The organism is Saccharopolyspora tripterygii, from assembly GCF_054778355.1.
Genome location: NZ_BAAGZP010000054.1, coordinates 25816 through 50020 on the forward strand (window position 1 = coordinate 25816; position 24205 = coordinate 50020).

General features: G+C 69.4%; 24 protein-coding genes. 19 read left to right on the forward strand and 5 right to left on the reverse strand.

Features of this window, described 5'->3' with window-relative positions; all coding sequences use genetic code 11:
* The first annotated feature begins 5 nt into the window (after positions 1–5).
* The 4 genes from ACYVF3_RS32030 (at position 6) to ACYVF3_RS32045 (ending at position 2842) form a co-directional block, all read left to right on the forward strand.
* Entirely contained in the window at positions 6–344 is a 339-nt protein-coding gene (locus ACYVF3_RS32030; protein WP_461158024.1) for an ArsR/SmtB family transcription factor, read from the forward strand.
* On the forward strand, positions 341–1405 hold the full coding sequence (gene arsB / locus ACYVF3_RS32035; protein WP_461158025.1) for an ACR3 family arsenite efflux transporter: 1065 nt from the start codon (positions 341–343) through the stop codon (positions 1403–1405). Before ACYVF3_RS32030 ends, arsB begins: the two co-directional genes overlap by 4 nt.
* Positions 1406–1414: 9 nt before the next feature.
* Positions 1415–1813, forward strand: coding sequence for an arsenate reductase ArsC (locus ACYVF3_RS32040; protein WP_461158026.1), 399 nt, complete (start codon positions 1415–1417; stop codon positions 1811–1813).
* Between the two features lie 234 nt (positions 1814–2047).
* On the forward strand, positions 2048–2842 hold the full coding sequence (locus ACYVF3_RS32045) for a serine hydrolase (protein ID WP_461158027.1): 795 nt from the start codon (positions 2048–2050) through the stop codon (positions 2840–2842).
* Here ACYVF3_RS32045 and ACYVF3_RS32050 read toward each other — a convergent pair.
* A complete protein-coding gene (locus tag ACYVF3_RS32050) occupies positions 2826–4013 on the reverse strand; it encodes a low temperature requirement protein A (protein WP_461158028.1) in 1188 nt (395 codons plus the stop codon). The two genes, ACYVF3_RS32045 and ACYVF3_RS32050, sit on opposite strands and share 17 nt — an antisense overlap.
* Before the next feature lie 351 nt (positions 4014–4364).
* Here ACYVF3_RS32050 and ACYVF3_RS32055 point away from each other — a divergent pair, with 351 nt between their 5' ends.
* Positions 4365–5225, forward strand: coding sequence for a 3-hydroxybutyryl-CoA dehydrogenase (locus ACYVF3_RS32055; protein WP_461158029.1), 861 nt, complete (start codon positions 4365–4367; stop codon positions 5223–5225).
* A gap of 70 nt (positions 5226–5295) precedes the next feature.
* Here ACYVF3_RS32055 and ACYVF3_RS32060 read toward each other — a convergent pair whose 3' ends face one another.
* Positions 5296–5946: a GntR family transcriptional regulator gene (locus ACYVF3_RS32060; RefSeq protein ID WP_461158030.1), complete on the reverse strand. Its 651-nt coding sequence runs from the start codon at positions 5944–5946 to the stop codon at positions 5296–5298.
* A gap of 132 nt (positions 5947–6078) precedes the next feature.
* Between ACYVF3_RS32060 and ACYVF3_RS32065 the strand changes: the two genes are divergently transcribed.
* From ACYVF3_RS32065 to ACYVF3_RS32075, 3 genes are all read left to right on the forward strand, one after another.
* Entirely contained in the window at positions 6079–7260 is a 1182-nt protein-coding gene (locus ACYVF3_RS32065) for a CaiB/BaiF CoA transferase family protein (RefSeq protein WP_461158031.1), read from the forward strand.
* The gene (locus ACYVF3_RS32070) at positions 7257–8450 is read left to right on the forward strand and encodes an acyl-CoA dehydrogenase family protein (protein ID WP_461158032.1); all 1194 of its coding nucleotides are present in this window, start codon (positions 7257–7259) and stop codon (positions 8448–8450) included. Before ACYVF3_RS32065 ends, ACYVF3_RS32070 begins: the two co-directional genes overlap by 4 nt.
* A 75-nt stretch (positions 8451–8525) precedes the next feature.
* Positions 8526–9686, forward strand: coding sequence for an MFS transporter (locus ACYVF3_RS32075; protein ID WP_461158033.1), 1161 nt, complete (start codon positions 8526–8528; stop codon positions 9684–9686).
* A 9-nt stretch (positions 9687–9695) separates the two neighbouring features.
* Here the strand turns inward: ACYVF3_RS32075 and ACYVF3_RS32080 are convergent, their stop codons facing one another.
* Positions 9696–10496 carry an SAM-dependent methyltransferase gene (locus ACYVF3_RS32080; protein ID WP_461158034.1) on the reverse strand — a complete coding sequence of 267 codons (801 nt, stop codon included), beginning with the start codon at positions 10494–10496 and terminating at the stop codon, positions 9696–9698.
* 173 nt (positions 10497–10669) lie between these two features.
* On the opposite strand from ACYVF3_RS32080, the gene ACYVF3_RS32085 reads away from it, so the two are divergent.
* The 5 genes from ACYVF3_RS32085 (at position 10670) to ACYVF3_RS32105 (ending at position 15788) form a co-directional block, all read left to right on the forward strand.
* A complete protein-coding gene (locus tag ACYVF3_RS32085) occupies positions 10670–11752 on the forward strand; it encodes an S-(hydroxymethyl)mycothiol dehydrogenase (protein WP_461158035.1) in 1083 nt (360 codons plus the stop codon).
* Positions 11753–11858: 106 nt separating this feature from the next.
* Complete coding sequence (locus ACYVF3_RS32090; RefSeq protein WP_461158065.1) at positions 11859–12488, forward strand: MBL fold metallo-hydrolase; 630 nt, start codon at positions 11859–11861, stop codon at positions 12486–12488.
* Between the two features lie 220 nt (positions 12489–12708).
* Positions 12709–13947 carry a sensor histidine kinase gene (locus ACYVF3_RS32095; RefSeq protein WP_461158036.1) on the forward strand — a complete coding sequence of 413 codons (1239 nt, stop codon included), beginning with the start codon at positions 12709–12711 and terminating at the stop codon, positions 13945–13947.
* 6 nt (positions 13948–13953) lie between these two features.
* On the forward strand, positions 13954–14682 hold the full coding sequence (locus ACYVF3_RS32100; protein ID WP_461158037.1) for a response regulator: 729 nt from the start codon (positions 13954–13956) through the stop codon (positions 14680–14682).
* 44 nt (positions 14683–14726) lie between these two features.
* The gene (locus tag ACYVF3_RS32105; RefSeq protein ID WP_461158038.1) at positions 14727–15788 is read left to right on the forward strand and encodes a Gfo/Idh/MocA family protein; all 1062 of its coding nucleotides are present in this window, start codon (positions 14727–14729) and stop codon (positions 15786–15788) included.
* Between the two features lie 64 nt (positions 15789–15852).
* On the opposite strand, the gene ACYVF3_RS32110 is transcribed toward ACYVF3_RS32105, so the two are convergent.
* Positions 15853–16050 (reverse strand): DUF397 domain-containing protein, encoded by a 198-nt coding sequence (locus tag ACYVF3_RS32110; protein WP_461158039.1) that lies wholly within the window; start codon positions 16048–16050, stop codon positions 15853–15855.
* 295 nt (positions 16051–16345) lie between these two features.
* On the opposite strand from ACYVF3_RS32110, the gene ACYVF3_RS32115 reads away from it, so the two are divergent.
* From ACYVF3_RS32115 to ehuA, 6 genes are all read left to right on the forward strand, one after another.
* Positions 16346–18721: a phosphoketolase family protein gene (locus ACYVF3_RS32115; protein ID WP_461158066.1), complete on the forward strand. Its 2376-nt coding sequence runs from the start codon at positions 16346–16348 to the stop codon at positions 18719–18721.
* Positions 18706–19806 carry an acetate/propionate family kinase gene (locus ACYVF3_RS32120; protein WP_461158040.1) on the forward strand — a complete coding sequence of 367 codons (1101 nt, stop codon included), beginning with the start codon at positions 18706–18708 and terminating at the stop codon, positions 19804–19806. The genes ACYVF3_RS32115 and ACYVF3_RS32120 overlap by 16 nt, the downstream gene beginning before the upstream one ends.
* Before the next feature lie 266 nt (positions 19807–20072).
* Positions 20073–20942 (forward strand): ectoine/hydroxyectoine ABC transporter substrate-binding protein EhuB, encoded by an 870-nt coding sequence (ehuB, locus tag ACYVF3_RS32125; RefSeq protein WP_461158041.1) that lies wholly within the window; start codon positions 20073–20075, stop codon positions 20940–20942.
* A 7-nt stretch (positions 20943–20949) separates the two neighbouring features.
* Positions 20950–21639 carry an ectoine/hydroxyectoine ABC transporter permease subunit EhuC gene (gene ehuC, locus ACYVF3_RS32130; RefSeq protein ID WP_461158042.1) on the forward strand — a complete coding sequence of 230 codons (690 nt, stop codon included), beginning with the start codon at positions 20950–20952 and terminating at the stop codon, positions 21637–21639.
* Positions 21636–22292, forward strand: coding sequence for an ectoine/hydroxyectoine ABC transporter permease subunit EhuD (ehuD, locus tag ACYVF3_RS32135; RefSeq protein WP_461158043.1), 657 nt, complete (start codon positions 21636–21638; stop codon positions 22290–22292). Before ehuC ends, ehuD begins: the two co-directional genes overlap by 4 nt.
* A 4-nt stretch (positions 22293–22296) precedes the next feature.
* Positions 22297–23052 (forward strand): ectoine/hydroxyectoine ABC transporter ATP-binding protein EhuA, encoded by a 756-nt coding sequence (gene ehuA, locus ACYVF3_RS32140; protein ID WP_461158067.1) that lies wholly within the window; start codon positions 22297–22299, stop codon positions 23050–23052.
* 140 nt (positions 23053–23192) lie between these two features.
* Here ehuA and ACYVF3_RS32145 read toward each other — a convergent pair whose 3' ends face one another.
* Entirely contained in the window at positions 23193–24161 is a 969-nt protein-coding gene (locus ACYVF3_RS32145) for an MsnO8 family LLM class oxidoreductase (protein ID WP_461158044.1), read from the reverse strand.
* Between the last annotated feature and the right edge of the window lie 44 nt (positions 24162–24205).

Here is a 24205-nt window from a genome sequence, read left to right on the forward strand (position 1 = left end):
GAGGTATGTCGAATCAAGAGCTCTGCTGTTCGCCGGTCCTGCGCGAACCGCTGAGCGCTGAGCGGTCGGGCGAGCTCGCGCGGGTGTTCAAGGCGATCGGTGAGCCGGTGCGGCTGCGGCTGCTCTCGCTGATCGCCTCGCACGCCGGTGGAGAGGCGTGCGTGTGCGACCTGACCGGGGCCTTCGAGCTGTCCGGCCCGACGATCTCGCACCACCTCAAGGTGCTGCGCGAAGCGGGCGTCATCGAGGGGGAGCGGCGCGGGACCTGGATCTACTACCGGGTGCGGCCGGAAACCCTGCGCGCCGTGTCCTCGGTGCTGATGCCTGCGGAGGTTCCCGCGTGACCCGCGCGGTCGAAGCCGAGAACGACGTCGTCGTCGCGAGGCTGTCCACGCTCGACCGGTTCCTGCCGCTGTGGATCGGTGCCGCGATGGTCCTAGGCGTGATCGCCGGGCGATCGGTTCCCGGGCTCGGCGCGGCGCTCGACGCCGTCCAGCTCGACGGCATCTCGCTGCCGATCGCCCTGGGCCTGCTGGTGATGATGTACCCGGTGCTGGCCAAGGTGCGCTACGACCGGCTGGACACCGTCACCGGCGACAGGCGATTGATGGTCTCGTCGTTGGTGCTGAACTGGGTGCTGGGCCCGGCGCTGATGTTCGCGCTGGCCTGGGTGTTCCTGCCCGACCTGCCGGAGTACCGGACCGGTCTGATCATCGTGGGCCTGGCGCGGTGCATCGCGATGGTCGTCATCTGGAACGACCTGGCCTGCGGGGACCGCGAAGCGGCAGCAGTGCTGGTCGCGCTCAACTCGGTGTTCCAGGTGATCGCGTTCGCCGGCCTCGGCTGGTTCTACCTGTCGGTGCTGCCCGGATGGCTGGGCCTGCCCCAGGCGGGGCTGGAGGTCTCGGCCTGGGAGATCGCCAAGAACGTGCTGATCTTCCTGGGAATCCCGTTGGTGGCAGGGTTTCTCACGCGCCGCATCGGTGAGCGGGCGAGGGGTCGTGACTGGTACGAATCGCGATTCCTGCCCAGGATCGGCCCGATCGCGCTCTACGGCCTGCTCTTCACCATCGTGGTGCTCTTCGCGTTGCAAGGTGATGCGATCACCTCCCGCCCGCTGGACGTCGCGCGCATCGCGCTGCCGCTGCTGGCGTACTTCGCGGTGATGTGGGCCGGATCGTTCGCGCTCGGCAAGGCCATCGGCCTGAGCTACCAGCGCTCCGCGACGCTGTCGTTCACCGCCGCAGGCAACAACTTCGAGCTCGCCATCGCCGTGGCGATCGCGACCTTCGGCGTGACCAGCGGTCAGGCCCTGGCCGGTGTGGTGGGGCCGCTGATCGAGGTCCCGGTCCTGGTCGCGCTCGTCTACGTCTCGCTGGCGCTGCGGCGCCGCTTCACGTCCTGAGGGGGAACCGTGCCCGAGGTCCTGTTCGTCTGCGTGCACAACGCGGGCCGGTCGCAGATGGCCGCGGCGTTGGTGCGGCACCGCTCGCGCGGCCGGGTCGAGGTGCGCTCTGCCGGGTCCGCTCCGGCGGAGTCGATCAACCCCGCGGTGGTCGACGTCATGCGCGAGCTCGGCATCGACCTGTCGGCCGAGGTCCCGAAGAAGCTGACCACCGATGCGGTCGAGGCCTCCGACGTCGTCATCACGATGGGGTGCGGTGACGCGTGCCCGGTCTTCCCGGGCAAGCGGTACCTGGACTGGGAACTCCCGGACCCGGCGGGTCGCGGGGTGGATGCGGTGCGCGAGATTCGCGACGTCATCGACCACCGTGTGCGTGAGCTCCTCGACGAGTTGGTCCCACCGGTGTGACGTCCGGTCATCGGGGCGGTCCCCATCGGGTGGTTTGCGCCCCGGTCGCCACCCGCACGCGGTAGCAGGTGCTCCCACCTGCGATGTTCCCCCGACTGTGCTGTCGTGACCGGACGGCGTCGTTGTGAATCGGCTTCGCGACGCCGACGTGCACGACCACGGCAACCGGGGGGCGGCGTGTTCGGCAGGGAACCGGCTTCTTCGCACTTACCGCGTCAGCGCGCGGGGGCAGCGGTGGCTGCCGTGCTCGCGCTCCTGCTCTCCGCGTGCGCTCCCTCGGCCATCGCCACGCTGCACGGCGAGCCCGTCGAACCGCCCACGGGTGCTCCCGCAGAGGCTGCGGCGGCCGCCGACCAGCAGGCGGCCGAGCAGAACAACCCGCTGGGCATCGCGGTGCTCGACCGCGCCACCGGCGAGTTCGCGGTCGGCGAGCACGGGCAGCAGCCGATGTACTCCGCGTCCTTGTCCAAGGTCGTCGTGGCCGTCGAACTGCTCGAACGCCACCGGGTCACGCCGCAGGACCGGTTCGACCTGCGGCGTGCGCTGGGCCCGAGCGACGACGAGGCAATGAACGCGCTGTGGGAGCGCTACGGCGGGCCGTCGCTGATCACCTCGGCGGCCGCGCGGATGCACCTGCAGCAGACCCGGGCCCCGGGCGATCAGGGGCGCTGGGGCGACACCGTCACCACCGCCCGCGACATGGCGGCCGTCTTCCAGCACCTGCTCAGCGAGATGCCGCCCGAGGATCGCGATTTCGTGCTCGACGCGCTGCACGCGGCGCCGGGTCAGGCCGCGGACGGCGTCAACCAGAAGTTCGGGCTGATGGCCCAGAACGCGCACGCGGTGAAGAACGGCTGGATGTGCTGCCAGCAGGGCAAGGTCTGGGTGCACAGCGCCGGTCTCGTCGATCCCGACCGCCACCGCTACGTCGTCGCCCTGCTCAGCTCGCAGCCGAGCGATGTCGGCTACGGCAAGGCCGTAGCCGACATCACCGAGGTGTCCGGTACGGCGCTCAGCCGTCTGCCTTGACCGGCTTCCGCTGCGCGGCGAGCCCGGCGGCCAGCAGCAGCGCCATCAGCACGCCCAGCAGCAGCACGGTCAGCGAGACGCCGACCGCGGGCGCCAGCAGCGACGTGGCCAGCAGCAGCACCGCACCGGCCGTCGCGATCAGCGCCTGGACGGTGCCCGTCTCGGAGTACCGGGTCTGCAGCAGCACGACCAGGAACAGGTACACCGCCAGCGGCACGGCCAGCGTGAGCGCGGCCGCGACCTCACCGATGTGCGCCTTGTGCGCGTCGGCGTCGATGGCGACCTCCAGCCCGGCGCCGATCGCCGCGACCGAGGCGAAGACGAAGATGTGGCTGTACCCCCAGGCCAACGAGCCGCGCAGGTTGTCGCTGAGGTGCTGAACGGGGGAGTGCTCGAAGTAGATCCACCACATGGCGAAGATCATCAGCAGGCCGCCGATGCCGATCTCCAGCAGTCCCGGCGACCAGCCGCCGTCGGCGACGTTCTCCTGCATCGCGGCGGTCACGCCCAGCACGACCTCGCCGAGGGCGATGATCGTGAACAGGCTGTAGCGCTCGGCGATGTGGTGCGGGTGCCATGCGGTCTGCACCTTCCGCTCGGCGAAGGCGGGGACCGCCAGCTCGGCGGCGACGAGCAGCAGGAAGCCGATCTCGCCGTAGGGGTGCGGCAGCAGCAGGCGCAGCAGCCAGCCGACCTGGACCACCGCGATGCCGCCGGCGTAGCGCAGCGCGCAGGTGCGCCCCTCCGGGTGCTCGGCCGCGGCGCGCAGCCACTGCGCGATCATCGCGACCCGCATCACCACGTAGCCGAAGGTGACGACCTTGAAGTCGTAGTCGTGGAACGTCGCGGGAACCCCGGCGGCCAGCACCAGCACGCCGGCCATCTGCAGCAGCGTCAGCAACCGGTAGGGCACGTCGTCGGTGTCGTAGGCCGAGGCGAACCAGGTGAAGTTCATCCACGCCCACCAGATGGCGAAGAAGACCATCATGAAGCCGGCGATGGTGGGGAAGTAGTGCCCTTCGGCGAGTCCGTGGTGCAGCTGCACAGCGGCCTGGCCCACGGCGGCCACGAAGCACAGGTCGAACAGGAGCTCGAGTGGGGTCGCTGCGCGGTGTTCTTCACCGGGATCGCGAGAGAGCATCCGGCGACGCAGCGGCGTTTGCTTGCTCATGGGGGCGGATTATCGCAATGCGCCGCGCGGCTACTCGTTCATGCTGGTCGGAGTGTTGCCCGAACGAAATGATCATCAGGCGTGCATGTCCGGAGCGCATGCATCTGGACACGGACAGTGGGGTAGCCTCGACAACGCACAGGGGGTCAGGGTCGGACAGTCGGGGGACGACCGGGAGCCGGGTCCGCAACGGGCCCGGCTCCTTGCGCTCCGGCCCGCAACACCGGTTCGCGTCGGCCTGCGATGTGCGGTCGCGCACTGTTGATCGGTCACGTTCGGCGGTCTTTGGCATGATCCGAGCCGGACAACGTCGCGCAGCGGCAATGCGGCCGGGAGCGGAAGGAACTTGTGGTGACCAAGATCGAACGCCTGGGAGTCGTCGGTGGCGGGCAGATGGGCGGGGGCATCGCCGAGGTCGGCGCCCGCGCAGGCCTGGACGTGATCGTCCGCGAGGTCGACGACGATGCCGCCCGGGCTGCTCGCTCTCGGCTCTGGAAGTCGCTGAACCGCGCGGTGCAGAAGGGCAAGCTGACCGAGGCGGAGCGCGATGCCATCCAGGAGCGCCTGCACTTCACCACCACGCTCACCGACCTCGACGACCGCGACATGGTGATCGAGGCGATCGCCGAGGACGAGGGTCTCAAGCTCGGGCTGTTCGAAGAGCTCGACGAGCTGCTCACCAACCCGGAGGCGATCCTGGCCTCCAACACCTCGTCCATCCCGATCGCCAAGCTCGCGGGCGCCACCAAGCGCCCCGACAAGGTCATCGGCGTGCACTTCTTCAACCCGGTCCCGGTGCTGAACCTCGTCGAGTTGGTCCCGTCGCTGCTCACCAGCGAGGAGACCGTCGACCGCGCCCGCAGCTTCGCCTCCGATCAGCTGGGCAAGGAGACCATCCGCGCCGAGGACCGCTCCGGGTTCATCGTCAACGCGCTGCTGGTGCCCTACCTGTTCTCGGCGATCCGCATGTTCGAGGCCGGGCACGCCAGCGCCGAGGACATCGACAACGGCATGGTGCAGGGCTGCGCCCACCCGATGGGCCCGCTGCGGCTGTCGGACATGGTTGGCCTGGACACGCTCAAGGCCATCGGCGACTCGATGTACCAGGAGTACGCCGAGCCGACCTACGCGGCTCCGCCGCTGCTCAAGCGCATGGTCGACGCCGGCATCAAGGGCAAGAAGTCGGGTCAGGGCTTCTACGACTACGAGTAGGTCATCGGTGGTGGGTTCGTCGGGGTGGGGAAGTTTTCATGAAAACTTCCCCACCCCGACGGAACAGCGCCTACCCCTCATCGCCGATGGTGCCGCGGAGAGCGTCGACCGCGTGGTCCCGGTGCTCGGCGAGCAAGCGGATCAGGTCGTCGGCGCGGCGGTCCTCGGCCGCGCTGATGATGGCCTCGTGCTCGCGGCGGACCCGGGCCCGGTTGGTGCCCGAGTTGTAGTAGACCGCTCGGTAGGCGTCGGTCGCGTCCCAGAGCGTGCGCACCACGCGCAGCAACCGCGGCATTCCTGACGGTTCGAGCAGTGCGAAGTGGAAGCGGCGGTTGGCCGCGATCATCGCCACCAGATCGCCGTCCTCGGCCGACTTCTCCACGTCCTGACCCGCGTCTGAGATGCGCGTCAGATCGGTGTCGGTGAGCCGTTCGGTGGCCACCCGCGCCGCCTCCGCTTCCAGCAGCTCCCGCATCCGGTAGACCTCCAGCAGGTCGGCCAGCGACAGCTCGGCCACCGAGTAGCCCCGGTGCGGCTGGTAGATGACCTGCCCCTCGGCTTCGAGCGTCTTCAGCGCTTCGCGCAGCGGCACGCGGCTGACGCCCATCCCCGCCGCGATGGTGTCCTGGCGGATCGGCTGGCCGGGCGAGAGGTCTCCCGCGACGATGGATTTGCGCAGCTCATCGAGCACGTACTCCTGCGTGGTGGGTGGTCTGCGCACGGTGATCTCCAACGTCGGGTGCGGACACGCGGGCGTTCGCTACGGCTTGACCGCGCTTCCATCAACTGTATATTGGATCCAAATTTCCGGTCGCGCAAGCAACCCGCTGCGCGCCGTCGGAAAGGGTGGGTCATGGAAGCGCTGCCGCTGGACGGTGTCGTCGTCGCGGACTTCAGTCGGGTGCTGGCCGGTCCGTACGCCACGATGCTGCTCGCCGACCTCGGCGCCACCGTGATCAAGGTCGAGCGGCCCGGATCCGGCGACGACACGCGCTCGTGGGGCCCGCCCTGGACCGAGAACAGCTCCGCCTACTTCGAATCGGTCAACCGAGGCAAGCGCAGCATCGCGCTCGACCTGTCGGACCCGGGTGACCGCGAGGCCGCGTGTGAACTGGTGCGTCGCGCCGACGTGCTGGTGGAGAACTTCAAGGCCGGTTCGCTGGCGCAGTACGGCCTCGACTTCGAGTCCGCCCACGAGCTCAACCCCGGGCTCATCTACACCTCCATCTCCGGGTTCGGCTCGAAGGAGGGCGCGGACCTCCCGGGGTACGACTTCGTCGTGCAGGCGCTCGGCGGCCTGATGAGCATCACCGGCGAGCCCGAGCGGCCACCGGTGAAGGTCGGCGTCGCCGTGGTCGACGTGCTCACCGGCAAGGACGCCGCGCTGGGCATCATGGCCGCGCTCCGCCACCGCGAGACGACCGGGCGCGGGCAGCACGTCGAGGTCAACCTGATGTCGAGCCTGCTGGGCTCGCTGGCCAACCAGATGGCGAACCTGCAGACCACCGAAAGCGCGCCGCAGCGGATGGGCAACAAGCACCCGAGCATCGCCCCCTACGAGACGTTGCGCTGCGAGGACGCGTTCCTGGCCGTCGCGATCGGCAACGACGCCCAGTTCCGAAAGTTGTGCGAGGCGCTGGGCCTGATGTCGATGGCCGACGACCCGGACTTCGCCACCAACGCCCAGCGGGTCGCGCACCGCGAGGACATGGTGAGCCGGCTGGAAGGCGTGCTGGGCGCGCGTCCTGCCGCCGACTGGCAGCAGCGGCTGCAGGGCGTCGGCGTCGCGTGCGGGCAGGTCAACGACCTGGCAGGGGCCGTCGATCACGCCGAGTCGCTCGGGTTGAGGCCGCTGGTCTACCCGGGCGGAGGCGCCGCGAAGCAGGTGCGGATGCCCATCGACTTCTCCGGGCACGGCAGTGCGGCGGTGACCGCGCCGCCGTTGCTCGGCGAACACGACAAGGAGGTCCTGGCGTGGTTGCAGGACCCCGAGCAGCAACTGCTCCCGATCTCGTCCAGGAGGAACTCGCAATGAGCAACGGTGGGAACCGCCCTAAGTTCGACCCGCGCGACCCGCTCGGGATCGACGCCGAGTTCTCCGCGGAGCAGCTGGCGATCCGCGACAGCGTGCGCGCCCTGTGCCGCGACCACGTGCAGCCGCACGTCGCGGAGTGGTACGAGAACGGTGAGCTCCCGCAGGCGCGTGAGCTGGCGCGGGAGCTGGGCAAGCTCGGCGTGCTGGGCATGCACCTGGAGGGCTACGGCTGCGCCGGACTGTCCGCAGTGGACTACGGAATCGCCTGCGAGGAGCTGGAAGCATGTGACTCCGGCCTGCGCTCGCTGGTGTCGGTGCAGGGCTCGCTGGCCATGTTCGCGATCTGGCGGTGGGGCTCGGAGGAGCACAAGCAGCGGTGGTTGCCGCAGATGGCGGCCGGCGAGGCGATCGGGTGCTTCGGCCTGACCGAGCCCGACCACGGTTCGGACCCCTCGTCGATGCGCACGGCGGCCCGTCGGGATGGTTCCGACTGGGTTCTCAACGGCCGCAAGATGTGGATCACCAACGGCAGCATCGCCTCGGTCGCGGTGGTGTGGGCGCAGACCGACGAGGGCGTGCGCGGTTTCGTGGTTCCCACCGACACGCCCGGGTTCTCGGCTCCCGAGATCAAGCGCAAGCTCTCGCTGCGCGCGTCGGTGACCGCGGAGCTGGTGCTCGACGACGTCCGGTTGCCGGCTGACGCGGTGCTGCCCGAGGTCACCGGGCTGCGCGGTCCGCTGTCCTGCCTGAACGAGGCGCGTTTCGGCATCGTGTGGGGTGCGGTCGGCGCCGGGCGCAGCTGCCTGGAGGCGGCGCTGGAGTACTCGACGAGCCGGGAGCAGTTCGGCCGCCCGATCGCCGGCTTCCAGCTCACCCAGGCCAAGCTCGCGGACATGGCGGTGCGGGTGCAGAACGGGCGGCTGCTCGCGCTGCACCTGGGCAAGCGCAAGGACGCCGGTCAGCTCAGCCCGCAGCAGGTCAGCTTCGGCAAGCTGGACAACGTGCGCGGCGCGCTGGAGGTCGCGCGCACCGCCCGGACGATCATGGGCGCCAACGGGATCTCGCTGGAGTACCCGGTGATCCGGCACATGACCAACCTGGAGTCGGTGCTGACCTACGAGGGCACCAGCGAGATGCACGCGCTGACCATCGGCCAGGCGTTGACCGGGATTCCCGCCTTCAGGGGATGACGAGTTCGTCACCTTAGCCTTGCTAAGGATTGTCCGGCGTCGGAAGCTGGCAGGACCTGGGATGAAGGGGTCTTGATGTCAGCCTTGGCCGTCCAGCAGCGCGGCGTCGGGATAGCGCGAGTTCTCTCGTCGGTGGCCGCGGTGGTGACCGTCGGCGTGTTCCCGGTGTTCCTGGTCGGCGGGCTGGGCGTGCAGCTGCAGGAGGACCTGCGCTTCGGTGCCGCCCTGCTGGGCGTCGGGGCGGCCGGCTTCTTCGGCGTGGCGTCGGTGTCCTCCCGCGGCATGGGATGGCTGGTGGAACGCATCGGTGCGCGGCTCGGCATGCGCATCGGTGTGATCGGCAGCTCGCTGTGCCTGTTCGGGCTCTCGGCCGCGCCGAACGCGGCCTGGCTGATGGGACTGCTGTGGCTGGCCGGGCTGCCCAACTCGTTGGCGCAGCCGGCCTCGAACCTGCTGATCGCGCAAGGCGTTCCGGCTCATCGCCGAGGCATGGGATTCGGCGTCAAGCAGTCCTCGATCCCGGTGGCCACGCTCCTGGCGGGCGTGGCGGTGCCGGGAATCGCGCTCACCATCGGCTGGCGCTGGGTGTTCCTGATCGGCGGAGCGATCGGTCTCGTCGCGGCGGCGACGGTCCCGAAGCTCCCGCAGGCCGAGCGCTCCGAGGCCGCCCGTCCGGGCTCCCGCGGCGCCGACGGGAACTTCACCGCCCTGCTGCTGATCGCGATCGCGGGCGGCCTCGGGTCGGCGGCGGCCAACGCGCTGGGGGCCTTCGTCACGACCACCGCGGTCGAGGTCGGGTTCAGCCCCTGGGCCGCGGGACTGGTGCTCTCGCTAGGTTCGGCGGTCGGGCTGTCGATCCGCCTGCTGGCCGGGGTGGTCGCCGACCGCAAGGACCCGAACCTGATCCGGGTCATCACGGTCATGCTGCTGATCGGTTCGCTCGGCTTCGCCCTCATGGCAGTGGATTCCCCGGCCGTGTTCCTCATCGGTGTGGCGATCGGTTTCGGCGCCGGGTGGGCGTGGCCGGGGCTGCTGAACTTCGCCGTGGCGAAGATCGCGCCGGACCGCGTGGCCAGCGCGACGTCGTTCACCCAGACCGGCATCTACTTCGGCGGCAGCCTAGGCCCGCTGCTGTTCGGACTGCTGGCCGAGCACGCCGGCCTCGCCGGTGCGTGGCTCTCGGCCGGTCTCTGCGCCATCACCGCCGCGGTGCTGCTCGTCTTCGTCCGGCGGTGACCGGGGCGATCACTTCCGGGCGAGACCGCCGCGCAGCAGGCGCAACGACGCCGCGCTCGGTGTGCCGGGCTCCGGACGCCACTCGGCCAGGTAGGTCGTGCCCGGGGGCACGCGCGTGAAGTCGCCGAAGAAGGACTCGATGCGCTCGGCATCGCGCAGGTGCACCGGGTCGGAGGTCTCGGCGTAGAGATCGGCGAGCGTGCGCGCCGCGACCGGGTCGTGGTGGTCGGTCACGTGCGAGATCAGCAGGTGGCTGCCCGGCGCGAGCCGGTCCCGGTACTCCGCCACCAGGTCCCCCGGCCCATCCGAATCCGGGATGAAGTGCAGCACCGACGACATCAGCAGGCCGACCGGTTCGTCAATCCTCAGCATGTTGCGGACCTCGGAGGACTCCAGCACGACCTGCGGATCGCGGATGTCGGCGTTGGTGATGCCGGCGTTGAGGTTGGCGGCGAGCAGGGGTTTGCTGTGCGCGACCGTCAGCGGTTCGTTGTCCACGTAGACCACTCGGAAGTGTCGGGTGCGTCGGCGTGCCACCTCGTGGACGTGGCCGATGGTCGGGATGCCCGAGCCGAGGTCGAGGAACTGGCGGACCCCGCGGGCGAGCAGGTATTCGACCGCGCGTCGCAGGAAGGCGCGGCTTTCCACGTAGGTCCCGGCGATGCCGGGCAGCGCGGTCTCGATGCGCTCCACGATCGCGCGTTCGACTCCGAAGTTGTGACAACCTCCGAGGAACGCGTCGTACATCCGGGCGGCGGCGGGACGACTGATGTCCATTTCCCGGACGGCCGTGTTGCGCGTGTCGACCATTCTCCCTCCTTCCTGCTCCATGTGAAATCATACAGTAATCGTGCGGTCACTCACGGTGGTCGAACCGATCTGGGAAGCAGATCATCGAGCTCTTGTGATGGCAGAGCGCGCATATGACGATGTGGCGGGACGTCCACAGACGATCCAGACGATGCGGTCCGCAGGAGGCAGTTGTGTCCGACGTGCAGGCGGTGGTTTCGGCAGGCAAGGGGAAGCCGGTCGAGGTCGTGACGATCAAGGTCCCGGACCCGGGGCCTGGGGAGGCGGTCGTGCGTGTCCAGGCGTGCGGGGTCTGCCACACCGACCTGCACTACCGCGAGGGCGGGATCAGCGACGACTACCCGTTCCTGCTGGGCCACGAGGCGGCCGGTGTCGTCGAGCAGGTGGGCGAGGGCGTCACCGACGTCGAGCCCGGTGACTTCGTGGTGCTCAACTGGCGCGCGGTGTGCGGGGTCTGCCGGGCCTGCAAGCGCGGCCGCCCGCAGTACTGCTTCGACACCCACAACGCCGCCCAGCCGATGACGCTCGCGGACGGCACTCCGCTGTCCCCGGCGCTGGGAATCGGTGCGTTCGCGGAGAAGACGCTCGTCCACGCCGGGCAGTGCACGAAGGTGGACCCGTCCGCGCGCGCCGCGGTGGCCGGGCTGCTCGGCTGCGGCGTGATGGCGGGCATCGGTGCTGCGGTCAACACCGGTCAGGCCGGTCCCGGTGACACGGTCGCGGTCATCGGCTGCGGCGGTGTGGGCGACGGTGCGGTGGCCGGTGCGGCGATGGCCGGGGCGCGGCGCATCATCGCGGTGGACACCGACCCGAAGAAGCTGAGCTGGGCCGAGGGCTTCGGCGCCACGCACACGATCAACGCCGCCGAGCAGGACAGCGTCGAGGCGATCCGCGAGCTGACCGGTGGTTTCGGCGCGGACGTGGTGATCGACGCCGTCGGCCGGGTCGAGACCTTCAAGCAGGCCTTCTACGCCCGGGATCTCGCGGGGACCGTGGTGCTCGTCGGTGTTCCGACGCCGGAGATGACCGTGGACCTGCCGCTGCTGGACGTCTTCGGCCGTGGTGGCGCCATCAAGTCGTCCTGGTACGGGGATTGCCTGCCGGAGCGCGACTTCCCGATGCTCATCGAGCTCTACCAGCAGGGCAGGCTGCCGCTGGAGAAGTTCGTGACCGAGGAGATCGCGCTGAACCAGGTGGAGCAGGCGTTCGAGAAGATGCACCGCGGCGAGGTCCTGCGCTCCGTCGTGACCTTCTGAGAAAGCGGTCCTCGTCCAGCGGTGCGGGTGGCGCAACCTCGCGCGCCCGCACCCGAACCCGCAATGCTCGAAACCCCGAATCCCGAACACGATCTTGGTGGTGAACATGACCCTGCGCATCGATCACGCGGTCACGTCCGGAACCTTCTCGCTCGACGGCCAGACGTTCGAGGTGGACAACAACGTCTGGGTCGTCGGCGACGATTCCGAATGCGTGGTGCTCGACGCGCCGCACGACGTGGACGCGATCCAGAAGCTGATCGGCGGCCGAAAGGTGCGCGCCCTGCTGTGCACCCACGCCCACGACGACCACGTCCGCTGGGCGCCGGACCTGGCCGACGCGGTCGGCGCACCGATCCACCTGCACCCGGACGACCTGGTGCTGTGGAACATGACCCACCCCGACCGGCAGCCGGACGAGCAGCTGTCGGACGGCCAGGTGTTCGAGATCGCCGGCGGCGAGCTGCGGGTGCTGCACACGCCGGGCCACGCGCCCGGGGCGGTGTGCTTCCACCTGCCCGGAGAGAACGTCGTGTTCACCGGTGACACCTTGTTCTCGGGCGGTCCGGGGGCGACCGGCCGGTCGTACTCGGACTTCGGCGTCATCACCGATTCGATCCGCGACCGGCTGCTGCCGCTGCCGCCGGAGACCGAAGTCCGCCCCGGTCACGGCGATTCGACGACGATCGGCGAGGTCCGCTCGCAGTTCGACGAGTGGGTGGCGAGGGGCCACTGATCAGTCGTCGGTGCGACGCGGAGCGGTCCGCACTCCGACTTTCGACGGATGAGGAGAGGCCGAACGGCGGGCAAGATCTTGGGGCCCGTCGTCCGGCACGCCGGTGTGGGCGGGAGCTGCGCGCTGCGGATGCTGGAACCCCCGACTCCGGTGTCCGCGGCACGCGTTGCCGACGGGGCCGTGCGCGGCTCCGTGAGCCCGCTGCAGACAGGCAGGTGCGATGGATCAGGTCGTCGGCAGGCTGGTGTTCTCCCGTCCCAGATCGGGGCTCTGGCAGTGGGCGTTGACCCATCGCGTGGTGCTCGGCGACATCGGCTTCGTCCTCGCCGCGTCGGTGCTCTACGTCTTCGACGCCGCGTTGGCCGATCACCCGCCGTCGGTTCCCTGGTGGTTGCCGATGGCGATCGGCGGCCCGGTCGGGTTGCTGCTGCCGCTGCGTCGGCGCGCGCCGTGGGCGGTGCTGTTCGTGCTGGTCGCGACCGCGGCGGGGCTGAGCGCCTTCCAGCTGAGCATCGGTGCGCTGAACCTCGTCATACAGGTGGCGCTGTACTCGGTGTGCGTGCGCAGCACGCCTCCGATGATGGTGGTCGCCGCGGCGCTGGCGATGTTCTACCCGGTCGCCGACGCGCTCGGTTACGAGATGGGCCTGCTGATGGGCGGTTTGCGGGTCATCGGCGCGGTGGTGAACCTGGTGATCGTCGTGGGTCTCGCCTACGCGGTGCAGATCGGTCGCAGGCGCGCTGATCAGCTCGAACGCACGCTGGCGCTGCTCGACGACGCGCGAGATCAGCTGGCCGCGGACGCCGCGTCGATCGAGCGCGGCCGCATCGCGCGGGAGTTCCACGACATCGTCTCCCACAACCTGTCGGTGGTGGCGCTGCGCGCCGGTGTGGCGAGGGCGGTGATCGATCGCGATCCCGACCACGCCCGGCAGACCTTGCAGGAGCTGGAGAGCAGTTCGAAGGGCGCGCTGGGAGAGATGCGAGACATGCTCACCGCGCTGCGCGACCGCGACGTCACCGGCAAGGAGACGATCGACTGGCATCCCACGCCGACGCTGGACGGGCTGGACGACCTCGTCGATTCGGTCCGCGGCGGGCAGGTGACCTGGAAGCTGGACCGGCGCGGGTCGGTGCGCTCGCTCGGGCAGGGCGTGGAGATGACGGCGTACCGCATCGCCCAGGAAGCGATGACCAACGTGCTCAAGCACGCCGGTGCGGGTCGTGCGCGGGTGCTGGTGGAGTACGCGCCGACCACGCTGCGGATCGAGGTGACCAACGAGCTCAGCGCGTTGGACGACCAGAAGCAGCGACCTGCGTCCCAACAGTCGGGTCACGGGTTGATCGGCCTGCGGGAACGCGTTGCGCTGCTGGGCGGAACCTTGACAGCACATCCGGTCATGAACGGATTTCGCCTTGAGGCCGTGTTACCGTGCCCGGAAAATTCGGACCTGGCCTGAGCCGGAATGTCAGGCCGCAGGGACCTAGGAGGCTCGGTGGGAACTGCGGAGACGACCGTCCTGGTTGCCGATGACCAAGCGATGATCCGCGCGGGACTGGTCGCGCTGCTGTCCAACGAGCCCGGCCTGCGCGTTCTGGCCGAAGCCTCGGACGGTGACTCGGCGGTGGCCGCGGTGCGCCGGAGACGCCCGGACGTGGTGCTGCTGGACGTGCGGATGCCGGGCAAGGACGGCATCGCCGCGGCGCAGGAGATCCTCGCGGAGACCGACGGCGGCACGTCGGTGATCATGCTGACGGTGCACGACCTGGACGAGTACGTCTACGGCGCGCTTCGCGCCGGTGCCAGCGGCTTCCTGCTCAAGGACGCTAGTCCGGAGGAGCTGGTCAAGGCCGTGCACACGGTCGCGGCCGGGGAGGCGCTGCTGGCGCCCCGGGTGACCAAGCGGCTGCTCCAGCGCTTCGCGGCGCTCGGCGTGCGCGACGCCCGGAGCGAGCTGTCGGTGCTCACCGAGCGCGAGGTGGACGTGCTGCTGGAGGTCGCGCGCGGCGGATCCAACGCCGAGATCGCCCGCAACCTCGGTCTCGCCGAGCTGACCGTGAAATCGCACCTGTACCACGTGATGCAGAAGCTCCAGATCTCCTCGCGCACGCAGCTGGTGATCCTCGCCTACGAGACGGGCCTGGTCTGCCCCGGCCAGGACAACGCGCGCCCACCTCGCCAGGTCTCGGCCTGACGCCCCTGCTGAACCGATTCCCCGACACCATGTCTAATGGGGGAATGCACGGCTCGGAACAGGACGAATTGAAGGTCGGTCTCGTGGGCTACGGCTCGGGCGGGGCCATCTTCCACGCGCCGCTGATCGCCGCGCACCCGCGGTTGCGGCTCGACGCGGTGGTCACCTCCAACCCGGATCGGCAAGCGCAGGTGCGCGCCGACCTGCCGGGCAGCGAACCGGTGGCCGACCTGGACGCGCTGTTCGCCCGCGAACCCGACCTGGTGGTCATCACGACCCCGAACCGCACGCACGTCGAGCTGGCGAAGGCCGCGCTGGACGCGGGTGTGCCGGTGGTGGTGGACAAGCCGTTCACGCCGACCGCTCAGGAAGGCCGCGAGCTCGTCGAGCACGCGCGCGACAGGGGACTGCTGCTCACGGTCTTCCAGAACCGGCGCTGGGACAGCGACATCCGCACCGTTCGCAAAGTGCTCGCCGGCGGTGAGCTCGGCCGGGTGCACCGCTTCGAATCCCGCTTCGACCGCTGGTCGCCGGAACCGAAACCGACCTGGCGCGATTCCGGAGGAGCCGAGGACGTGGCGGGTCTGCTCTACGACCTGGGCAGCCACCTCATCGACCAGGCGCTGCAGCTGTTCGGCCCGGTCGCCTCGGTCTACGCCGAGATCGACCGCCGCCGGCCGGGCGTGCGCGCCGACGATGACTCCTTCGTCTCGCTGACGCACGCCAACGGCGTCCGCTCCCACCTGTGGATGAGCAAGCTCGCGGCGGCGCCCGGCCCGCGCCTGCGCGTGCTCGGCGACCAGGGCACGTTCACCAAGGACGGCACCGATCCGCAGGAGGCCGACCTCCGCGCGGGCAAGCGTCCCGTCGACGACAGCTGGGGTCGCGAGAGCGAGGTCGTCTGGGGCGAACTGGGCGACGGCGAGAGCACGCGCAAGATCCCCAGCGAACCGGGTGCCTACCAAGCCTTCTACGACGGCGTGGTCGAGGCGATCACGGCACGCGGCCCGGCCCCGGTGGACCCGGCCGACGCGGTGGCGGGCCTCGACATCATCGCCGCGGCTCAGCGCTCCTCGGAGAACCAGACCGTCGAACGCCTCCTCTGACCGCCCCGACGACCAGCAGCGCCCCTTCGCCGAGCGGCGGAGGGGCGCCTGTCGTCATCGGGGTTCAGAGGTCGTAGCGCCCGGACTTGACGCCGTCCAGGAACGCCGACCACTGGGCGGGGTTGGCGGTCAGATGCTCCGCGCGCGGGTTCTTGCTGTCGCGGATGCCGATGGCACCAGGCGTTCTCGCGACCTCGACGCATCGGCCGGCGTCCGCGCTGCGAGAGCTCTTTCTCCACGTCATGTCGGGCAGATCGCTCATCTCGCGCCTCCGTGCTGATAGCGGCGTTCATTCCACGGCCATCGTACGCACGAGCGAAAACACCTCCTGCGCTGGCGATGCGGCGGACCGAACCTCGGCGCACCGGTTCGTGCGGTGCGGTGACGTCGTCGGCGTCCTCGATCACGTGGCCGTCCGAGGGACCTTCCACCTCCCCCGCGTCCACGGGCTTCGAGTTGCGCATCGGCCGTCACCTACCACGCTGAGTGGCGTGGATTCGAGCGTTGGGGAGCCGGGGATGAGCAGTGATGCGGAGGTCACCGAGGCGGGTTGGGCGATGACACCGGCCGTGAGCGAGCACTTGGATCCGCAGGAGCTCGACGGCGTTCATCTGTGGTGGCGTGCCGCGAACTTCCTGTCGGCGGGCCAGATCTACCTCATGGACAACCCGCTGCTGCGCGAACCGCTGCGCCCCGAGCACATCAAGCCCCGGCTGCTAGGGCACTGGGGGACCACGCCGGGCCTGAACTTCGTCTACGCGCATCTCAACCGCGCGATCCGGACCCGCGACATCCCGATGATGTACGTGATCGGCCCGGGCCACGGAGGCCCCGGCCTGGTCGCGGCGGCGTGGCTGGAGGGGACCTACGGCGAGATCTACCCCGACGTCGCCCACGACCACGACGGCGTGAAGCGCCTGGTCACCCAGTTCTCCTTCCCCGGAGGCGTTCCCAGCCACGTCGCGCCCGAGACGCCGGGGTCGATCCACGAGGGCGGCGAGCTCGGTTACGCGCTGTCGCACGCGTTCGGCGCGGCGTTCGACAACCCGGACCTGGTCGTGCCCTGCATCATCGGTGACGGTGAGGCGGAGACCGGCCCGCTGGCGACCAGCTGGCACTCCAACAAGTTCGTCAACCCGGCCCACGACGGCGCCGTGCTGCCGATCCTGCACCTCAACGGCTACAAGATCGCCAGCCCGGCCGTGCTCGCCCGCATCCCGGAGGAAGAACTGCTCAGCATGCTGCGCGGTTTCGGCTACGAGCCCTACCTCGTCACGGGTGACGAACCGGCGCCGATGCACCACCTGTTCGCCGCGACCCTGGACCGCTGCCTCGACGAGATCGGGGCGATCCAGCGCAAGGCCCGGCGCGAGGGAGTCCGGCAGCGCCCCAGGTGGCCGATGATCGTGCTGCGCACGCCGAAGGGCTGGACAGGACCCGACACCGTCGACGGCAAGTACGTCGCGGGGACCTGGCGGGCGCACCAGGTGCCGCTCCCCGACCCCCGGCGCAACCCGGAGCACCTGGCGCAGCTGGAGTCGTGGATGCGCAGCTACGGGCCCGGCGAGCTGTTCGACGAGTGGGGCGCTCCGGTCCGCAAGATCCGCGATCACAACCCGTCGGGCGACCGGCGGATGAGCGCCAGCCCGCACGCCAACGGCGGGCACCTGCTGCGCGCCCTGAGGCTGCCGATGTTCCGCGAGTACGGGGTCGAGGTGGACCGGCCGGGGGCGACCAGCGGTGAGGCGACGCGGGTGCTGGGCAAGTTCCTGCGGGACGTGATGCGGCTGAACGAGGCGGAGCGCAACTTCCGGGTGTTCTCCCCGGACGAGAACAACTCGAACCGGCTGGGGGCGATCCTGGCGGCGAGCCCGCGCACATGGGCGGCCGAGACGAGGTCCGGTGACGAGTCGCTGGGCCTCGACGGCCGCGTGATGGAGGTGCTCTCCGAGCACACCTGCCAGGGCTGGCTGGAGGGCTACCTGCTCACCGGCAGGCACGGGTTCTTCTCCTGCTACGAGGCCTTCGCGCACATCGTCGACTCGATGGTCAACCAGCACGCCAAGTGGCTGAAGGTCTCCGGGCGGCTGGCCTGGCGTCAGCCGATCGCTTCGCTGAACTACCTGCTGACCTCGCACGTGTGGCGGCAGGACCACAACGGCTTCTCCCACCAGGACCCGGGTTTCATCGACCACGTGGTGAACAAGAAGGCGGAGGTGGTGCGGGTCTACCTGCCGCCGGACGCCAACACGCTGCTGTCGGTGGTCGACCACTGCCTGCGCAGCCGCGATTACATCAACGTCGTGGTGGCGGGCAAGCAGCCCGCGCCGCAGTACCTGGACATGGAATCGGCGGTGGTGCACTGCACCAAGGGGATCGGCATCTGGGACTGGGCCTCCAGCGACGCCGACGGCGATCCCGACGTGGTGATGGGCTGCGCGGGAGACGTCCCCACCATGGAAACCCTGGCCGCGGTCGACCTGCTGCTCCGCGAGTTCCCGGACCTGCGCATCCGCGTGGTCAACGTGGTGGACCTGATGCGGCTGCAGGACGAGCGCGAGCACCCGCACGGGCTGTCCGACGCCGAGTTCGACAGCCTGTTCACCCGCGATCGCCCGGTGATCTTCAACTACCACGGCTACCCCTGGCTGATCCACCGGCTGACCTACCGCCGGACCAACCACGAGAACCTGCACGTGCGCGGGTACAAGGAAGAAGGCACCACCACCACGCCGTTCGACATGTGCGTGCTCAACCAGATCGACCGGTTCAACCTGGCCATCGACGTCATCGACCGGGTTTTCCGGCTCGGCCCGCGCGCCGCGTACGCGCGGGAGGCGTTGAAGACCAAGCTGATCGAGCACCGGCACTACGTCTCCGCGCACGGCGAGGACATGCCGGAGATCCAGGAGTGGACTTGGCCGGGCCGGTGAGGGTGCTGACGGTCAACGCGGGCTCCAGCAGCCTCAAGCTCGCCCTGCTCGACGGCGACGAACTCGCTGGTGAGCAGTACGTGGAGAGCTGGGGCGGGGAACCGGAGCCGATCGAGGAATTCCTGGACGAGCACGGGGCGGAGGTCATCGGGCACCGGGTCGTGCACGGCGGCGACCGGATCACCGAAGCGGCGGTCGTCGACGACGAGGTCCAGGCATACCTGGAGTCGATCGCCGATCTCGCACCGCTGCACCAGCCGCGGGCGATCGACGGGATCCGGGTGGCCAGGCGGGTCGCGCCCGAGGTGCCGTCGGTCGTGTGCGTGGACACCGCTTTCCACGCGCGGTTGCCCGCGGCTGCCGCGACCTACGCGCTGCCGCGTGAGTGGAACGAGCGGTACGGGTTGCGGCGCTACGGGTTTCACGGTCTGTCGCACTCCTACGCGGTGCGGCGCGGGGCGGAGCTGACCGGGATGGAGCCGGGGCGGGGGAAGGTGCTGAGCTGCCACCTGGGAGCGGGTGCGTCGATGGCCGCGGTGCTCAACGGCCGCTGCGTGGACACCACGATGGGCTTCACGCCGGAGGAGGGACTGGTGATGAACACCCGCAGCGGCAGCGTCGACCCCGGTCTCATCGGATGGTTGATCGATGCCAAAGGCGTTGCCGCGCACGAGGTGTTCGAGACGCTGGCGCGAAGGTCGGGCATCGCCGGGCTGGCGGGCGGATCCGGGGACCTGCGCCAGGTGATGGACGCTCGCGAGAACGGGGATCACGACGCCGCAACGGCTTTCGACGTCTACCGGCACAGCTTGGTGCGTCACGCCGGGGCGATGCTCGCGGTGCTCGGAGGTGTGGATCTGCTGGTGTTCACGGGAGGGATCGGCGAGCACCAGCCGCCGGTGCGCGCGGCGGTGGGGTCGGCGCTGGTGTTCGCCGGCGCGGCCATCGATCCCGCGCGCAACATCCGCGCCGGCGAGGGCGAGATCAGCGCGGCGGGAGCCGCAGCGCGCAGCGTCGTCGTCCACGCCCGGGAGGACCTGGAGATCGCCCGCCAATCCCGAGTAGCGGTCGCACTCCGACACTGACTCACAGTTTCACCCGTCCGTGTTCAATTGTGATTCGAACGGATTCCGTCCGGTTTTTCAGGTGATCATGGAAAGTCTCGCTGTTTGCGCTGGAAACTCCGCCACGGCAGGCGATCCGGCGCAAATGTCGGAAACCTGGCGGTCACGCGCTGCGACCAGTTTTCGCGTTGACACCGCCACACCGCAGACCTAGCGTCTCTGCCCAACAACTGCATCACTCTAATGGGCGATGCATCAGGGAGGTTGGGCCGATAAGCACGACCGAAATGTCCCGGCGGCAGCTGATCCGCGCAGGCGGAGCGGCGGCGCTCGCCCTGCCGATCACCGGATTCCTCGCCGGGTGCAGCTTCACCCAGCCCGGCACCGGGCAACCGACCGGATCCACGCTGGACAGGCTCAAGCAGCAGGGATACGCGCGGATCGCGATCGCCAACGAGCCTCCCTACACCCAGATCAACCCGGACGGCAGTGTCACGGGTGCGGAACCCGACGTGGTCGCCGCAGTGCTCAAGCGAATGGGCGTTCCCCGGATCGAAGGCATCGTCACTCCCTACGAATCGATGATTCCTGGGCTCAACGCGAGCCGGTGGGACATCATCGCCGCCGGATTGTTCATGAAGCAGTCGCGCTGTGGCCAGATCCGCTACTCCGAACCGGAAATCGTGTCCACGGAATCGTTCGCCGTTCCCGCCGGAAATCCCAAGAAGCTCACCGGGATAGCGGCGGTGAAAGCGGATCCCTCCTTGAAGATCGCGGTCCTGCCGGGCGGTTTCGAGGACGGTGCGCTGAAGACCGCCGGAGTTCCGGCCTCGCAGGTCGTCAACATCCCGGACGGGCGCAGCGGGATCGAGGCGGTCCAAGCGGGTCGGGCCGACGCCTTCTTCCTGCCGACCCTGTCGCTCAACGCGCTCAAGACCGAGGGCATCGAGATCACCGGTGCGATCACCGACGTGCAGCAGACCGGCTCGGGCGCCGGCTTCCGGCAGGCCGATGGCGACCTGGTAGCCGCCTACGACGAACAGCTCAAGGCGCTCAAGGCCACGCCCGAGTTCGACCAGATCCTCGACAAGTGGGGCTTCTCCGGGGAAGCCGCCAGATCCGTGACCCGCGAACAGCTCTGCTCCGTACCGGGCTGAGCCGCGCATGTCGCAGATCGTGGCCTACCTCCCGCTGCTCGGCGAAGGACTGCTGATCACCATCGCGCTCACCATCGCGGGCATGGTGGTCGCCTTCGTCGCCGGCATCGCCCGGATGTCGCACCGGCGCTGGCTGCGGTGGCCCGCCGGGGTGTTCATCGAGGTCTTCCGCGGAACGTCGATGCTGGTGCAGCTGTTCTGGCTGTTCTTCGCGCTGCCGTTCTTCGGGGTCCAGCTGGTGCCCTTCGCCGCGGCGATCCTGGCGCTCGGGCTCAACGAAGGCGCTTACGGGGCTGAGATCGTGCGCGGCGCGATCACCGCGCTGCCGCGAGGCCAGCGGGAAGGGGCGATCGCGCTGAGCCTGACCCCCTACCAGCGGATGCGGTTCGTCATCCTGCCGCAGGCGGTTCCGGCGATGATCCCGCCGTTCGGCAACGTGATGGTCGACCTGCTCAAGAACACCTCGCTGGTGTCGCTGGTGACCGTGGCCGACCTGACCTTCACAGCGCAGATGGTGCGCAACACGACGGGCGCGACGGCAGCTGTCTTCGGCACGATCCTGGTGGCCTACTTCGTCGTCGCCTACGTGCTCTCGCTGGGTTCGTCGTGGCTGGAGCGGCGGGTCGACCCGACCCGGCCGGCGCGCGCCCAGAGCTTCTGGCAGCGCGTGCTGCCCGATCGGCGGGTGACGTCGTGATCTGGGATTGGTCGTTCGCCGCGCAGATCGTGCCCTTCCTGCTGCAAGGGCTCTGGATCACCGTCCAGATCACGCTGATCGGCATGGTGATCGCGCTGGCCGTCGGGCTGTTCGTCGCCGTGGTGCGCTATTCCGAAGTACCGGTGATCAGCAAGATGTTCACCTTCTACGTGCTGTTCGTCCGGGGAACACCGCTGCTGGTGCAGGCCTACTTCGCGTTCTTCGTGCTGCCCGGTTTCGGGGTGCAGTTCCCGGCGATGGCCACCGGCATCGTGGTCATCGGGCTCAACTACAGCGCCTACACCGCGGAGGTGTACCGCGCCGGCATCCAGAGCGTCGCCGCCGGGCAGTGGGAGGCGTGCACCGCGCTGAGCCTGTCGAACTGGCAGCGCTGGCGGTTCGTCGTCCTGCCGCAAGCGATCCGGGACGTCATCCCGGCGCTGGGAAACTACCTGGTGCAGATGTTCAAGGACTCCGCCATCCTGCACGCCATCACGGTGTTCGAACTGCTCGGGCACGCGACGGCGGTCGGGTCCAGCAGTTACCGCTACCTGGAACCGATGACCATCGCCGCCCTGCTGTTCTTGGCGGTCAGCCTGCCCGCCGCGCGGCTGATCACACGATTGGAGCTGAGTCTTGCCCACCCCAGATGAGGCGATGATCTCCTTCTCCGACGTGGGGAAGTCCTTCGGGGACAACCACGTGCTGCGCGCGCTCGACCTGACCGTGGCAGCGGGGGAGAGGGTGTCGATCATCGGGCCCAGCGGTTCCGGCAAGACCACCATCCTGCGGCTGCTGATGACCTTGGAGAGTCCGGACACCGGGCTGATCGAGGTCGGCGGGAAGTCGTTGTGGGACTGCCGCGAAGGCGCCCGGTTCGACGCGAAGCAGCAGGCCGAGGTGCGCCGCAGGATCGGCATGGTCTTCCAGCACTTCAACCTCTTCCCACACATGACGGTGCTGGACAACGTGATGCTCTCACCGGTGCAGGTGCTGGGCATGAGCCGCGATGACGCCGAGCAGCGGGCCGTCGAGCTGCTGCAGCTGGTCGGTCTCGACAGGCACATGTCGCACAAGCCGGGCCAACTCTCGGGAGGTCAGCAGCAGCGCGTGGCCATCGCCCGGGCGCTGGCGATGCGGCCCGACGTGATGCTCTTCGACGAGGTCACCTCGGCGCTGGATCCGGAGCTGATCGGCGAGGTGCTCGCCGTCATCCGCGACCTCGCGCACTCGACGGCCATGACGATGCTGCTGGTCACCCACGAGATGCGCTTCGCCGAGGAGATCTCCGACCGGGTCCTGATGTTCGACTCCGGATCGGTGATCGAGTCCGGACCCCCGTCCCAGCTCCTCCAGGACCCCCAGCACGAGCGAACCCAGCGATTCCTCAAAGCAGTCCTCGAACGCAAGTAGCCCCTCTGGCGGATCCGAAGACCTCCGCATCCCCCAGTTTTAGTCCAAACCGAGCCATGATCATGTCCGAAATGTCGGCTCAGTTAGGACTAAAACTGGGACCGGGTGACCCCGAACCCCCGGTCGCCGGGGAGGTCCGGTCAGAGGGGGAGTGCGGCGAGGAGGCGGTAGGAGGTGCTGCGGGCTTCGGGGGAGTGGGACGTGGTGGTGATGAGGAGTTCGTCGGCGCCGGTGCTGGCGATCAGGTCCTTGACCTCGACCGCCACTTCGTCCGGAGTGCCGTAGGTGTGCCCCTGCATCGCCCGGGCGAACTGGGTGCGCTCGCGGTCGGTCATGTCGCGGGCGAGGATGCGGTCCGGGTCGTCGAGGGGAGGGAACTCGCCCCGGGTGCGCGACCACACCCCGGCCCAGGCTTCCGGGATCAGCAAGCGGCGGGCGCCCTCGGTGGTGGCGGCGACGGCCACGGAGCGGGCGACGACCACGTAGGGCTCGGCCGCGCGCCGTGACGGGCGGAAGCGCTGCCGGTACTCCTCGATCGTGCGCAGCATCTGCTGCTCGCCCAGGGGTGATGCGACGACCAGCGGCAGACCCAGTTCGGCGGCGCTGGTGGCGTTGCGGGTCGCCAGCACGAACACCGGCAGGTCGAGTCCCTCGGCGGGCACCGCGTGCACACCGGAGATGCCGCCGTCGAGGTAGGCGATCAGGTCGGCCAGCCGACCGGTGAAGTCGTCGGCCTTCTCGGCGCCGAGCGCCTCGCGGATCCCGCTGGTGAACCCCAGAGACCTGCCGAGCCCGACGTCGATCCGGTCGCCGAACAGCGACCCGAGCACGCCGAACTGCTCGGCGACCACCAGCGGCCGGTGGTTGGGCAGCATGACACCGCCGGTTCCCACCCGGATGCGGCTCGTGGAGGCGGCGACGGCGGAGGCCAGCACGGTCGGGGCGGCTCCGGCGACACCGGGCACGCCGTGGTGCTCGGCGACCCAGAACCGGTGGTAGCCGAGCCGTTCGACCTCCTGAGCGAACCGCACCGTCTCCCGCAGCGCTTCCTCGGCGCTGCCGCCGGCGGGGATGTGCGAGCGGTCCAGCACGGACAGACGTGGACTCACACCTGGTTCAACGCCTGCCGGAACCAGAGATTCCGGCAGGCGTT